Here is a 13,085-nt window from a genome sequence, read left to right as displayed (position 1 = left end):
TATATATTGATGGGCAAAAATAACAAACCCAAAGTTAGTATCTTTCTATGGATTAGTCATATTTTTGTTAAACGTTATTTTTAAACTTTTGGTATGGCAAAAAAACATATCGCCGTCGCAATGGGCGGTTATTCAAGCGAATTTGAAATTTCACTACAAAGTGGAGCGATGGTTTGCGATTTTTTAGATAAAGACAAATATCACGCATATCCTATTCATATTCTAAAAGAAGGTTGGTTTTATGTTTCAGAAGATGGAACAAAGCATCCAGTACATAAGGAAGATTTCAGTTTTGATAAAGACGGAACAACTATAAAACCCGACGCTGTTTTTAATTGTATTCACGGTACACCTGGAGAAGACGGGCAACTTCAAGCATATTTACGACTAGTAGGCGTTCCTCAAACCAGTGCTGGATATTACCAAGCTGCATTGAGCTTTAATAAACGAGATTGTTTATCCGTATTAAAAGGCTTCGGAATTAATTGCGCCAATTCCTATTACGTAAATAAAGGTAGCAACATAGATAAAGAGGAAATTATAAAAAAAGTAGGCCTTCCTTGCTTTGTAAAACCAAATAGAGCTGGCTCTAGCTTTGGGGTTAGTAAAGTAAAAGAAATGGACGAACTGCTTCCTGCTATTGAAAAAGCCTACGAAGAAGATAACGAGGTGTTAATTGAAACCGCTTTAATAGGCACCGAAGTACAAGTAGGTGTGTATAAAAATAACGGAAAGATTGTTGCTTTGCCAACTACTGAAATTGTTTCGCAAAATGAGTTTTTTGATTATGAAGCTAAATATTTAGGTGCTTCGGAAGAAATAACGCCGGCACGTATTTCTGAAGAAGAAACACAGAAAATACAAGCTGAAGCTAAGAAAATATACGAAGTTTTAAATATGACCGGCATTAGCCGAAGTGACTTTATTATACAAAAAGGCACCCCATACTTTATTGAAACCAACACCAATCCCGGTTTATCACCAGAAAGTATTGTACCGCAACAAGTACGCGAATCTGGAATGACACTTACAGAATTTTTTAGTATTTTGGTAGATGATGTTTTAGACTAAGATGTGAGACCGCTTCGCTATTAGAAAATATATTTTAGAAGAAAAATAATTAACATAAAACAGCTTTATAATGAAAAGACGTGCGCTTTTTCCTGGTTCTTTTGATCCTATTACAATAGGTCATGTTGATATTATAAAACGTGCGTTGCCTTTGTTTGACGAAATAATCATCGCTATTGGTGTTAATGCTGAAAAAAAATATATGTTCCCCCTTGAGGATCGAAAGCAGTTTATTGAAGATGCTTTTAAAAAGTATGATGCCGTAACTGTAAAAACGTATAAAGGACTCACAGCAGATTTTTGTAAAGCTGAAAACGCACAGTATATTCTTCGGGGTGTTCGCAACACCGCCGACTTTACCTACGAGCAGACCATCGCCCAAGCCAATGCCGAAGTGATGGATGTTGAAAGTGTGTTTTTAGTAGCTTCTCCAGCCGTATCGCACGTTTCCTCTTCTATTGTACGTGATATCGCTCGAAATGGCGGGGATTATAGTAGTTTGATGCCTTTTGAGGTTTAAAAGTAAGGAGCGTAAGAATTGTTTCGAGGTTACGTACTAGATTTTTGCATTATGAATTTCAGAGTTTTAATTTTTGGCATTTCTATAATTTCAGATTTTCCGTCTATAGAATAAAATTCCAATTCAGTGGGCATTTGGTTATTTCCAAAAACAGATACTCCTATTAATTCATCATTTTTACCTTTTCCAACGCTATCTATTATTAAATTCCCTTTTTGCATTTTCGAATCCAATCTTTTTTCAAACAATATACTGGGACAATTTCCGCATCCACATCTCGCAATTACCTTCAGATTTCTGATTGTATTATTCCATTCGGGTTTTGCTTTTTTAAAAAGATAAGTTAGAAATTCAATTTCAGGTTTGATTAGTTCTCTTTTATCTGGAATGCTGTATTTCATATTACTATATGCAATTATAAAAGTGAGTTTTAATTACTACCACCGTAAATATAAACAAAACAAAAAAGCCCTTTCAGTTTCCTGAAAGGGCTTTTACAATTTTTCTTAGAAAGCGTAGCTTATAGCGCTGCGATATGTCTTGAAATCTGAGACTTTAAATTAGCTGCTTTGTTATCGTGAATAACGTTGTTTTTCGCTAATTTATCTATCATAGACGTTACTTCAGGAAAAAGCTTTTCAGCCTCTTTCTTATTAGTAGCATCTTTCAGCTTCTTAATTGCGTTACGCGTAGTTTTAAACTGGTAACGGTTGCGTAAACGCTTTGTTTCGCTGTTTCTAATTCTCTTTAAAGCTGACTTGTGATTCGCCATAATTCTCTTTCTTTAATTTGTAGCCCGTAGGGGAATCGAACCCCTGTTACCAGGATGAAAACCTGGCGTCCTAACCCCTAGACGAACGGGCCAATTGTTTTTCAATTGCGGATGCAAAAATACAACACATTTTCAATTCTGCAAACAGATTTCAATTTTTTTTGAAAAAAATTAATACGCCTTTGCAAACAGCACACGCTGGCTTGATGGTTTTCCAGTAACCATGCAGCTTCCCGCTTCTTTTTCTCCAGCCAAGGGAATGCATCTAATTGTTGCTTTTGTATCGTTTTTTATTCGATCTTCCGTTTCTGTAGTCCCATCCCAATGTGCAGATATAAATCCGCCTTTCGATTTCAGTACTTTTTTAAATTCTTCATAACTATCTACCTCGGTTGTATGCTCTGTTCTGTAATCCACAGCTTTAGTATATAGATTCTCTTGTATTTCAGTCATTAAGCCAGATACTGTATCAACCACCTCATCTTGGTTTACAAACTCCTTTGTTAACGTATCACGCCTAGCTAACTCTACTGTGCCTTTTTCAATATCTTTAGGTCCAATAGCGATACGTACCGGAACTCCTTTTAATTCATATTCATTAAATTTCCAACCGGGTTTATGAGTGTCTCTATCATCAAATTTCACACGAATGCCTGCAGCTCGTAATTTAGTCTGCAAATCTTTTGCTACTTCACTAACCGCATCAAACTGTTCCTCGTTTCTGTAAATAGGAACAATAACCACTTGATTTGGTGCTAATTTAGGAGGCAATACCAACCCGTTATCATCACTATGCGTCATAATCAATGCACCTACTAATCGGGTAGACACGCCCCAAGAGGTCGCCCAAACATATTCTTGCTTTCCTTCTTTTGAAGCAAACTTAACATCAAATGCTTTGGCAAAATTCTGCCCTAAAAAGTGTGAGGTACCAGCTTGTAACGCCTTTCCGTCTTGCATTAAAGCTTCAATACAATACGTTTCTAAAGCACCCGCAAATCGTTCGCTTTCGGTTTTTAGTCCTTTAACCACAGGAACAGCCATATAATTTTCAGCAAAGTCTGCATAGATGTTCATCATTTGTTCTGCTTCGGCAATGGCCTCTTTTTCGGTTGCATGTGCCGTGTGCCCTTCTTGCCATAGAAATTCAGATGTACGCAAAAATAATCGTGTACGCATTTCCCAACGCACCACATTAGCCCATTGATTTATCAATAAAGGCAAATCACGATACGATTGCACCCATTTTCTATAGGTATCCCAAATAATGGTTTCAGAAGTAGGACGAACTATCAATTCTTCTTCCAATTTAGCTTCGGGGTCGACCACAATACCATTCCCCTCTTCATCATTTTTTAATCTGTAATGAGTAACCACAGCACATTCTTTAGCAAATCCATCTACATGGCTCGCTTCTTTGCTAAAATAAGATTTCGGAATAAAAAGTGGAAAATAAGCGTTTTCATGACCTGTTTCTTTAAACATTCGATCCAGTTCTGCTTGCATTTTTTCCCAGATACCAAAACCATATGGCTTTATCACCATACAACCTCTAACACCTGAGTTTTCAGCAAGGTCAGCCTTGATAACCAACTCATTGTACCATTTTGAGTAATCCTCGCTTCTTGTAGTTAAGTTCTTTGCCATATCCCGTAGTTTGGCACAAAACTTGTGCCTATAGTGTTAAATGATTAGTAGTTCTCGTTTATCTCGACAAAACTAGTTATTTTTAAGAAGTCCAACAATTAAAATAAAAGCAGTTATGCAATCACGATACAACATACAAAAACAATTTATCCCCTATTTATTTTTGGGGTTAGCGACCCTTCTGCTCACCTCCTGTGGAACCTATAACTCTGGGTATTCTGATGCTGATGGCATTTATAATTCTGGAGAAGAAGATGTTGTTTACGAGGAAGGTAGTTCAGACAAAGCTAATTATTACCAACAATACTTCAACACCAAAGCCAACGAACTTGGGGAAATTCCTGAAGATGAAGATATGGTGTTTACAGATATTGAAGCCTACACTACTACAGAATATATGGATGATGAAGGCTATATAATAATTGAAGAAAGAAATTATAATGATGGTTATGGACCTTGGGGCAGTAATGCCGAGAATGTTTCTGTAAATATTTACAATAGTGGTTTTGGATATGGTTATTATGGAAGTCCTTATTGGGGATATAATAGCTATTGGGGCAATCCATATTACAGCTATTACCGACCTTTTTGGGGTATAGGTTTTGGTGGCTGGGGTAATCCATATTATGGAGGCTACTATGGTTTTGGTGGTTTTGGTTGGGGTAACCCTTATTATGGCAGCTATGGTTTTTACAACAATTACTATGGCCACGGAGGCTACTACGGAAACGGATATTACAATGGCGTTTCGTACAATCGAGGACGTAGAAATACCGACTACAGCCGAAGTAATACTGAAACACGAGGTAGATCGTCTAATACTAATACTAACAGACGTTCTTATTCTAGATCTGAAAGCAATAGAAGAGTTCAAGCTCGAAGTAGCAATTCAAGATCTGTAAGAAACAGTACTATTAACCGTAGATCAAGCAATTCGGTTAGACAAAATAGAAGTAGTGTGAATAGAAGCTCTAATAACGTTAGAAGAAGCTCTAACACCCGTTCGGTGAGAAGCAATAATACTTCAAGAAGAACAAGGTCTTATTCACCTCCTTCACGCAGTTCAAGTAACTCCGGTAGCATTAGAAGTTCTGGCAGATCTTCTGGTTCTTCAGGAAGAAGCAGCGGTGGAGGCAGCAGTAGACGAGGCGGCGGACGCGGATAATTTTCCCAAACAAAAGAAGAAAAATAAGTAATATGAAAAGAAGTATTCTCTTACTCATAACTGTCATTGCTATGACTACAGCTAATGGACAAAGCATTATTGACGGCCTGCGATACAGTCAAGAAAACACAACTGGTACAGCTAGATTTAATGCATTAAGCGGTGCGTTTGGTGCATTAGGTGGTGATTTATCAGCTATTGCAATTAATCCCGCTGGCGGAGCCGTTTTTCTACGAAACGAAGCGAGCATCTCAGCAGGCGTTACAGACACAGACAACGAAACACTCTATTTTGGAACGTTGGCGAAAAGCCTTAGTAGCGATGTAAACCTTAATCAAGTAGGTGGAGTTTTTGTTTTTGACAATGTAGACGAAAATTCAAATTGGAAAAAATTCACTTTGGGAATTAATTACAATAACACTCAAAATTTCGACAATGAATTATATATAGCTGGAACGGGAAACAACTCCATTTCAAACTATTTTTTAGAACAAGCACAAGGCCTTCCTTTAAATTTATTAGAACTTCAAGGGTCTGAAAGTATCTCAGATTTATATAGCTTCCTAGGTGAAAACCAAGGTACCCGTGCTCAAAATGCTTTTTTAGGATATCAAGGCTTTATTTTTGACCCAGCAGATCCTAATAATTCAAATAACACGCAATATATATCAAATGTAGCTCCTGGGAGTTTCAACCAAGAATACGCATTGGTTAGTGAAGGCTATAGCGGGAAATACACCTTAAACCTAGCCACACAATATACAGACGATTTTTTCTTCGGAATAAATCTAAATTCACACATCATAGACTATAAGCAAAGCACTTTTCTTTTTGAAGGCAATAACAACCAAGGTAGCTCCGTAAATGAGATTGGTTTTGAAAACAACCTTTCTGTATTAGGCTCTGGCTTTTCTGCTCAAGTTGGTGCTATTGCTAAAGTTGCCAATAATCTTAGACTTGGCTTAACATACGACACTCCAACGTGGTTTACAATTTCTGAAGAAACCACCCAATATTTAGAAACTCAAAGAACAGTAGATGGTCAAACCAGCAATGCTGTGATAGATCCCAACGTATTAAATATTTATGAAGATTATAATTTAAAAACCCCCGGAAAGGTAGCAGCAAGTGCGGCTTATATTTTCGGAAAAAGTGGATTAATCAGCTTTGATTATTCATATAAAGACTATTCTGAAATTACATTTAAACCTACTTCAGATCCAGTTTTTGCTGCAGAAAACTCTTTTATTGGCAACACACTTCAGGGTGCTTCAACTTTTAGAGTTGGTGGCGAATACCGCTTAAGTGAATTAAGTTTACGAGCAGGGTATCGTTATGAAGAAAGCCCTTATAGCAATAAACAAATTATGGATGATTTAAACGGGTATTCATTAGGTTTCGGGTATTCGTTTGGGAATTATTATGTAGATGCTTCATTCGTTAGAACAGAGCAGGAAAGACAACAACAACTTTATAATGTTGGATTAACAGATCGTGCATTGGTTAATACCATAAACAATAACTTTGTATTTACTTTCGGACTTAAATTATAAAACTTTTTCGAGCCTAAAGCGCACCTTAAAAACCCGATCACCCCTTCTTACTTCCAAATCAATCTTTTTTCCTTCTTCGGAAGAAAACATAGCATTTAAATCATACAACTTATATTCATGGGCTGGTTTTCCGTTTATTTTTAAGATTTCATCTCCTTTAATTATTCCCGATTTTTCTGCTGCGGAATTTTCTCGTATTTCTACAACTATATATCTTGGCACTAAAAGTATTTCGGTTCTAGTAAAATAATTAAATGATGCATTATCTATTTTATTAGTAAACTCATCTCTGAAGTTTTTTACCTCCCTATTGTTACTTTTTTTTGTAAAAATTTCAACTCCGTCATGTTCCAGTGTTAACCCACTCATGTTGTAATTAAAAGGATCTTTGTAGTTACTGTTTCGCCTAAGCATAACCTTTTTGTTGGGATAATCCATGGTTACGGTAAAACGTTTTAAAAAATCACCCCCCAAACTGCCATCACGCTCTATATATAATTCTAAATTTTCTGTAGCCTCTTTATTTGGAAAAGCGACATTTACATCATCAAGTTCAAAGTCACCTGCAGTTACTTTTTTTAACCTCGATCTTTTGCCATAAATATGACCACTTAATCCTAGTCCTAGAAAGTCTTCAAAATAATTTTTAGGCGCTTCGGTTAAAAACCCCTTTGTGTTAAACAACCACATGGCATCACTAGACCCACTATCTAATAATAAAGTAACCGTATCTTGTTTTTTAGCATTATTTAATTGTACAACAAAATCTATGTAAGGTTTATCCTTATAAAAATGCAAATCGAAAATATCGCATCTGCGACATTTTCGGTAGGAATACGTTTCCGGTTTGTAAAACTTTATTTTTTTGGTCCTATAATTGGTTTTAACTATAAAATTTTTAAAGAAATCGAGACCGACAATACCATTTATGGAAACCCCCATCCTAGAAGACAAGTTCAAGGAACTTTCAAAAATCACAAAGATTGTATGGTCTTCACTTACTGCATCTCCAATTTTAAGGACATTATTCTCACTTTTCAACCCCTTAAGAACTCCTCCTTCACCTAGCCCCCGTAAATTGACAGGTTTTGTACTTTTTAATTCAACAGAATCTTGTTTATCTAAGCTAAAGATAATAGTAGACTTAACACCTGTATCTAACAAAAAAGAAAGTGTTGTGCCATTGACTTCTACAGGTATTATTACTAAGTTATTGACTAGGTTAAAAGAAATTTTATCCTTTTTATCCCCTTCTGGAAGACGAAACGAGCCCTGGGAAAAAACAAGTGTATTGGCATATAACAACAGGCCAAACAAAATGATAAGTTTTGGTATATATTTTAATGCTTTCAAGCTATATCAAGATAAAAAAAATAACCGAAAGTTTACTGCCCGAGGTATGTATTTATAAATTAATTTCAGACCTTTGCTAGCTAAAACATACGCTATGCCTAAAGTATCCGTAAAAGGGCAAAACATGCCCGAATCGCCAATAAGAAAACTGGTGCCATTTGCCGAAAAAGCTTATAAAGCAAATAAAAAAGTATATCACTTAAATATAGGCCAACCCGATATTAAAACACCGCAAGTTGCCATGGATGCTGTTTCACTGCATCATCTTGATATTTTAGCATATACGCGCTCTGAAGGTTCTGAAGGCTACCGTAAAAAAATTTCAGCCTATTATCACAAACAAAATATCCCTGTAGAATACAACGAAATTATTGTTACCACAGGTGGTAGTGAAGCATTACTTTTTGCTATGGGAAGTATTACCGATGTTGATGATGAAATTATAATACCAGAGCCATTTTACGCTAACTACAATGGTTTTGCAAATGCTTCGGGAATTAATATTGTTCCGGTTATTTCAAAAATAGAAAACAATTTTGCGCTTCCTCCTATTTCAGAATTTGAGAAATTGATCACTCCAAAAACAAAGGCAATATTAATTTGTAACCCGGGGAACCCAACAGGCTATCTATATTCTAAAGAAGAAATTAAAAAACTGGCCGAAATCGCTAAAAAACATGACTTATTTTTGGTCGCCGACGAGGTGTATCGCGAGTTTGTATATGGGGATGAAAAGCACTACTCTATTCTTCAAGAAGAAAGCATGGCCGAACACGGAATCATCATAGACTCCGTTTCAAAACGCTACAGTATGTGTGGGGCTCGAATTGGGTGCTTAGTCACTAAAAACAAACAAGTACTTAGTACCGCATTAAAATTTGCCCAAGCGAGATTAAGCCCTCCAACATTTGCACAAATTGCCAGCGAAGCTGCCTTACAAACACCACAAAGTTATTTTGATGACGTAACCAAGGAATACAAAGAACGGCGTGATCTGCTAATTGAAAAATTAAATGAAATTCCAGGTGTAAAAGTTGGCACTCCTAAAGGCGCCTTTTATTGTATTGCCGAACTACCCATAAAGGATAGTGACGTATTTGCGCAATGGTTACTAGAAGATTTTGACCTAAATGGCGAGACGGTAATGGTAGCACCAGCTGCAGGATTTTATTCCACCCCAGGTGTAGGTAAAAACCAAGTACGTATTGCCTATGTATTAAAAAAGGACAGCCTTATAAGAGCCGTAGAAATTCTTAAAACTGCACTTGAACAATACCCTAATAATTAATGCAAATTGAAGAACATAAATCGCTTAAGGATTTTAATACCTTTGGGATAGACTGTTCCGCCAGATATTTTGTTGCGGTCACTTCGGTTGAAGAGTTAAAACAAATTCTTTCAGAAGAAAAATTTGACAACCGCTTTATATTGGGTGGTGGCAGTAATATGCTACTTACCAAAGATATTAATGCATTGGTGATCCACCTTAACCTAAAAGGAAAAAAAGTTCTTTCTGAAACAGACAACAAAGCAACTATTCAAGCCATGGCTGGCGAAAACTGGCACGAATTTGTACAATATTGTATTAAAAATAATTTCGGTGGACTGGAGAACCTATCTTTAATCCCTGGAAATGTAGGAACGGCCCCTATCCAAAACATTGGGGCCTATGGCGTTGAATTAAAGGACACTTTTGTAAGCTGCGATGCTATCGAGATAGCTACCGGTAAAGAACGCAGCTTCACTAAAGAAGATTGTAATTTCGGATACCGAAATTCTATTTTTAAAAACGAAGCTAAAGGCGAATACATTATTACTTCCGTTACGTTTCAGCTCACCAAAAAAAACCATACATTAAATACTGGTTATGGTGCTATACAACAACAATTAGCTGAAAAAAGTATTGAAAATCCATCTATCAAAGATATTTCCGATGCAGTTATTGAGATACGACAATCTAAATTACCAGATCCTAAAAAACTAGGGAATAGCGGGAGTTTCTTTAAAAACCCAGTGGTCAATTCAAAGAAATTTCAGGAATTCAAAATACAAAATCCGGAGGCCCCTTATTACGAAATATCTGATAATGAATATAAAATCCCGGCTGGCTGGCTCATAGAAAAAGCTGGCTTTAAAGGCAAACGATTTAACGATGCCGGTGTCCATAAAAAGCAAGCTTTAGTACTAGTTAATTATGGAAATGCAACTGGCAATGACATCTGGAAACTAGCACTTACCATTCAGCAAACTGTGAAAGACAAATTTGATATTTATATAGAGCCCGAAGTTAATATTATTTAATTCAACGAAAGTACTTTATCAATAACGTGCACCAAACCGTTGGAACCATTTATATCACTTTTACCTAAAACAGCTTTTGCTCCATTAGCATCAACAATTACAAGATCACTAGCTTGTTTTTTAATAGTCAATGTTGAACCCCCAAGTGTTTTAAATGTATTTGAATTTCCTTTACTTTTTTGAAGCAACGTAGAAGAATCCACTTCGCCTTCCACAATATGGTTTTTAAGCAAATTGCTTAGCGTTTCTTTATTTTTAGGATCTAAAATTTTTCTTCTCTTTTCATTAGTTATGCTATCAAAAGCGGTGTTAGAAGGAGCAAAAACAGTATAGGGGCCTTTGTTTTTTGACAGCATATCAGTTAGACCGCTGCTTACCAAAGCACTTGCAAAATTTTTCGTTTCATCGGTTACCATTAATTTAGACATAACGCTGTTTAGTTGTTCTTTTTCGGCAACAGTAAGCTCTTTCTTAACTTTTTTTACTTTTTCCGGAGCTGTTTTCACAACATCTTCTTCTATTTTTACAGGCTCCTTTGTATCATTTTTACAAGCAAGGGTTATAGAAGCTATGATACAAATAGATAGTAGGGGTTTTAATACATTCATATATCTTTTTTTAGATGGATTTAACGCTAAAATTAACTAAAATCACACCACATCCACAAGAAAGATTGTATTTTTGCACTATAAAAGTTAGTTATGGGAATTTTACTTATTACAGTTGTATTGTTATTGTTGGCTTTTGCAGGGATAGCCATTAAAATATGGGGCAAAAAAGACGGTGAATTTGCCGGTACCTGTGCCAGCCAAAGTCCTTTTTTAAACAAAGGAGGCGAACCTTGTGGATTTTGTGGAAAAAGTCCAGATGAATTTGAAAATTGCTCTGAACCTACCCATAAATAAGCCTTTAAAGTAAGTTTTGCTGAAAGCGTTGCTTAAACCATTAAATAAATAGTCTATGGTGCTACTCTACGCACTCGCTGCAGTGGTACTTATTAACTGTGGCTTTTATATTCTTTTTTCAAAATTTTCGTTTCTTTCTTCTTCAATACCACAAAGCGAAAAACAATATCCAGTCTCTTTAATTGTTTGCGCAAAAAATGAAGCTGAAAACCTTAAAAAACACATTCCACTTTGGCTGCAACAAGATCATCCTGATTTTGAATTGATTTTAATTGACGATGCTTCAAGCGACAATACGTTAGAAGTTATGGAGTCTTTTCAAGCTGAAAATCCTAAAATTCAGATTGTAAAAGTAAAGAACAACGAAGCCTTTTGGGGTAATAAAAAATACGCCCTTACCTTAGGGCTTAAACGCGCTAAAAATCAACGATTACTCTTTACCGATGCCGATTGTGAACCTGCTTCAAAAGATTGGCTTAGTACGATGACGGCTTGCTTTTCAGAAGAAAAACGACTTATTTTAGGTTATGGAGCCTATCAAAAAAGCAGTGGTTTATTAAACCGATTAATTCGGTTTGAAACTTTGATGACCGCCCTACAATACTTTTCGTATGCAAAAGCCAATATGCCTTATATGGGCGTAGGTCGTAATTTAGCTTACACCGCGAAATTATATTATGACAACAAAGGCTTTATGTCGCATATTAAATTGCCTTCAGGGGATGACGATTTATTTGTAAACGAAGCCGCCACTCCTAAAAATACTGCTATTTGTGTCTCAGAAAATGCATTCACCTATTCCATTCCCAAGAAATCGTGGAAAGCATGGTGGCTTCAGAAAAAAAGACACATTACGACCGCCAAACATTATAAACCCCTTCATAAATTTTTATTAGGATTGTTTTACACTTCAAACTTGTTGTTTTGGATTTTAACTATTATTTCTTTTATAGTTGCTAACTGGAAAATAGCACTCGCCCTAGTTTTATTTCGTTTTATTTGTCAGTACATAATCATTGGAAAAGCTGCCAAAAAACTGAAGGAAAGCGATCTTACCCCATTTATTCCATTCTTCGAACTGTTTTTAGTATGCCACCAAATGAGTATCTTTATTTCGAATAGCAGAACAAAACAAAGCCGGTGGAAGTAACGAAAGAAGATATTATTAATAAAGTAGAACACGCTAAAAATGGCAAACAAAGTGCTTTTAAATTCTTATTAGATACTTTTTGGAATACAGTGTACGGCTTTCAATTAAAGCGTGTAAAAAGTGAATACGAAGCTGAGGATATTTCAATAGAGACCTTCGCTAAAGCGTTTGATAAAATTGAAACCTTTGATCCAAACTATGAATTTGGCACCTGGCTGGTGGCTATTTCAAAAAACATACAGATAGACAAAAGCCGAAGAAAAAATGCTTCATTATATAAAAATACCACCAACACTTCTGAGGAGCATATCCAAAAAATAGCTGACCACGCCCCTACTCCTGAAGATAAGTTAATAAAAGAGCAAAACTTGACCGAATTGCTTCGATATATAAAACAATTAAAAACACCCTATCAAGAGGTTATCAACCTTCGTTATTTCCAGGAAATGAGTTATAATGAAATCGCTACGCAAGTAAACGAGCCATTAAGCAACGTAAAAGTCCGTTTGTTAAGAGCACGGAAGTTATTAGCTGAAATCATTACTGAAAATTCTTAAACTAAAAATCAAATGAGTTTTTAGTGATAAAAAATCACTTTTGATTTTAACTTACAACACCTAAAAACAGGTATAATTATTTATATCTTTG

Annotated in this window: 14 protein-coding genes and 1 tRNA gene; 9 read left to right on the top strand and 6 right to left on the bottom strand. The window is 35.9% G+C overall.

What is annotated here, in order from left to right; genetic code table 11:
- Positions 1-93 precede the first annotated feature (93 nt).
- Both DZ858_RS07560 and coaD read left to right on the top strand, forming a co-directional pair.
- Positions 94-1,071: a D-alanine--D-alanine ligase gene (locus DZ858_RS07560; protein ID WP_117158956.1), complete on the top strand. Its 978-nt coding sequence runs from the start codon at positions 94-96 to the stop codon at positions 1,069-1,071.
- Positions 1,072-1,141: 70 nt separating this feature from the next.
- The gene (coaD, locus tag DZ858_RS07555; RefSeq protein ID WP_117158955.1) at positions 1,142-1,591 is read left to right on the top strand and encodes a pantetheine-phosphate adenylyltransferase; all 450 of its coding nucleotides are present in this window, start codon (positions 1,142-1,144) and stop codon (positions 1,589-1,591) included.
- Between the two features lie 29 nt (positions 1,592-1,620).
- On the opposite strand, the gene DZ858_RS07550 is transcribed toward coaD, so the two are convergent.
- The 4 genes from DZ858_RS07550 to proS all read right to left on the bottom strand — a co-directional run bounded on the left by DZ858_RS07550 (position 1,621) and on the right by proS (position 4,010).
- Complete coding sequence (locus DZ858_RS07550) at positions 1,621-1,992, bottom strand: hypothetical protein (RefSeq protein WP_117158954.1); 372 nt, start codon at positions 1,990-1,992, stop codon at positions 1,621-1,623.
- Between the two features lie 119 nt (positions 1,993-2,111).
- A complete protein-coding gene (gene rpsT, locus DZ858_RS07545; RefSeq protein ID WP_117158953.1) occupies positions 2,112-2,363 on the bottom strand; it encodes a 30S ribosomal protein S20 in 252 nt (83 codons plus the stop codon).
- 20 nt (positions 2,364-2,383) lie between these two features.
- Positions 2,384-2,455 (bottom strand) — tRNA-Glu (locus DZ858_RS07540).
- Positions 2,456-2,534: 79 nt separating this feature from the next.
- Positions 2,535-4,010, bottom strand: a complete 1,476-nt coding sequence (gene proS / locus DZ858_RS07535; RefSeq protein ID WP_117158952.1) for a proline--tRNA ligase — start codon at positions 4,008-4,010, stop codon at positions 2,535-2,537.
- Positions 4,011-4,125: 115 nt separating this feature from the next.
- Between proS and DZ858_RS07530 the strand changes: the two genes are divergently transcribed.
- Together DZ858_RS07530 and DZ858_RS07525 are read left to right on the top strand one after the other, a co-directional pair.
- Positions 4,126-5,175, top strand: coding sequence for a hypothetical protein (locus DZ858_RS07530; RefSeq protein WP_117158951.1), 1,050 nt, complete (start codon positions 4,126-4,128; stop codon positions 5,173-5,175).
- Between the two features lie 32 nt (positions 5,176-5,207).
- Positions 5,208-6,728 (top strand): OmpP1/FadL family transporter, encoded by a 1,521-nt coding sequence (locus DZ858_RS07525; RefSeq protein WP_117158950.1) that lies wholly within the window; start codon positions 5,208-5,210, stop codon positions 6,726-6,728.
- Here DZ858_RS07525 and DZ858_RS07520 read toward each other — a convergent pair.
- The gene (locus DZ858_RS07520) at positions 6,723-8,045 is read right to left on the bottom strand and encodes an aspartyl protease family protein (RefSeq protein ID WP_158548357.1); all 1,323 of its coding nucleotides are present in this window, start codon (positions 8,043-8,045) and stop codon (positions 6,723-6,725) included. The two genes, DZ858_RS07525 and DZ858_RS07520, sit on opposite strands and share 6 nt — an antisense overlap.
- Before the next feature lie 130 nt (positions 8,046-8,175).
- On the opposite strand from DZ858_RS07520, the gene DZ858_RS07515 reads away from it, so the two are divergent.
- Positions 8,176-9,369, top strand: coding sequence for a pyridoxal phosphate-dependent aminotransferase (locus DZ858_RS07515; protein ID WP_117158948.1), 1,194 nt, complete (start codon positions 8,176-8,178; stop codon positions 9,367-9,369).
- On the top strand, positions 9,369-10,382 hold the full coding sequence (gene murB, locus DZ858_RS07510; protein ID WP_117158947.1) for a UDP-N-acetylmuramate dehydrogenase: 1,014 nt from the start codon (positions 9,369-9,371) through the stop codon (positions 10,380-10,382). The genes DZ858_RS07515 and murB overlap by 1 nt, the downstream gene beginning before the upstream one ends.
- Here the strand turns inward: murB and DZ858_RS07505 are convergent.
- Positions 10,379-10,990, bottom strand: a complete 612-nt coding sequence (locus tag DZ858_RS07505) for a fasciclin domain-containing protein (RefSeq protein WP_117158946.1) — start codon at positions 10,988-10,990, stop codon at positions 10,379-10,381. The two genes, murB and DZ858_RS07505, sit on opposite strands and share 4 nt — an antisense overlap.
- A 93-nt stretch (positions 10,991-11,083) precedes the next feature.
- Between DZ858_RS07505 and DZ858_RS07500 the strand changes: the two genes are divergently transcribed.
- The 3 genes from DZ858_RS07500 to DZ858_RS07490 are packed head-to-tail and all read left to right on the top strand — an operon-like array spanning position 11,084 to position 12,994.
- Complete coding sequence (locus DZ858_RS07500) at positions 11,084-11,287, top strand: membrane or secreted protein (RefSeq protein ID WP_117158945.1); 204 nt, start codon at positions 11,084-11,086, stop codon at positions 11,285-11,287.
- Positions 11,288-11,342: 55 nt separating this feature from the next.
- Positions 11,343-12,437 (top strand): glycosyltransferase, encoded by a 1,095-nt coding sequence (locus tag DZ858_RS07495; RefSeq protein ID WP_117158944.1) that lies wholly within the window; start codon positions 11,343-11,345, stop codon positions 12,435-12,437.
- Complete coding sequence (locus DZ858_RS07490) at positions 12,428-12,994, top strand: RNA polymerase sigma factor (RefSeq protein ID WP_117158943.1); 567 nt, start codon at positions 12,428-12,430, stop codon at positions 12,992-12,994. The genes DZ858_RS07495 and DZ858_RS07490 overlap by 10 nt, the downstream gene beginning before the upstream one ends.
- The last annotated feature ends 91 nt before the right edge of the window (positions 12,995-13,085 follow it).

Source organism: Marixanthomonas ophiurae, from assembly GCF_003413745.1.
GTDB lineage: Bacteria > Bacteroidota > Bacteroidia > Flavobacteriales > Flavobacteriaceae > Marixanthomonas > Marixanthomonas ophiurae.
Note: the sequence above shows the minus strand (reverse complement) of the source record. Positions and strands in the feature narration are given on the sequence as shown.

Bases quoted from the DNA above. Each gene is read 5' to 3' on its own strand.
- DZ858_RS07495 (WP_117158944.1), top strand. From the start codon at position 11,343: ATGGTGCTACTCTACGCACTCGCTGCAGTGGTACTTATTAACTGTGGC.
- DZ858_RS07560 (WP_117158956.1), top strand. From the start codon at position 94: ATGGCAAAAAAACATATCGCCGTCGCAATGGGCGGTTATTCAAGCGAA.
- DZ858_RS07500 (WP_117158945.1), top strand. From the start codon at position 11,084: ATGGGAATTTTACTTATTACAGTTGTATTGTTATTGTTGGCTTTTGCA.
- rpsT (WP_117158953.1), bottom strand. From the start codon at position 2,363: ATGGCGAATCACAAGTCAGCTTTAAAGAGAATTAGAAACAGCGAAACA.
- DZ858_RS07550 (WP_117158954.1), bottom strand. From the start codon at position 1,992: ATGAAATACAGCATTCCAGATAAAAGAGAACTAATCAAACCTGAAATT.
- proS (WP_117158952.1), bottom strand. From the start codon at position 4,010: ATGGCAAAGAACTTAACTACAAGAAGCGAGGATTACTCAAAATGGTAC.
- DZ858_RS07530 (WP_117158951.1), top strand. From the start codon at position 4,126: ATGCAATCACGATACAACATACAAAAACAATTTATCCCCTATTTATTT.
- DZ858_RS07525 (WP_117158950.1), top strand. From the start codon at position 5,208: ATGAAAAGAAGTATTCTCTTACTCATAACTGTCATTGCTATGACTACA.
- coaD (WP_117158955.1), top strand. From the start codon at position 1,142: ATGAAAAGACGTGCGCTTTTTCCTGGTTCTTTTGATCCTATTACAATA.
- DZ858_RS07515 (WP_117158948.1), top strand. From the start codon at position 8,176: ATGCCTAAAGTATCCGTAAAAGGGCAAAACATGCCCGAATCGCCAATA.
- DZ858_RS07505 (WP_117158946.1), bottom strand. From the start codon at position 10,990: ATGAATGTATTAAAACCCCTACTATCTATTTGTATCATAGCTTCTATA.
- murB (WP_117158947.1), top strand. From the start codon at position 9,369: ATGCAAATTGAAGAACATAAATCGCTTAAGGATTTTAATACCTTTGGG.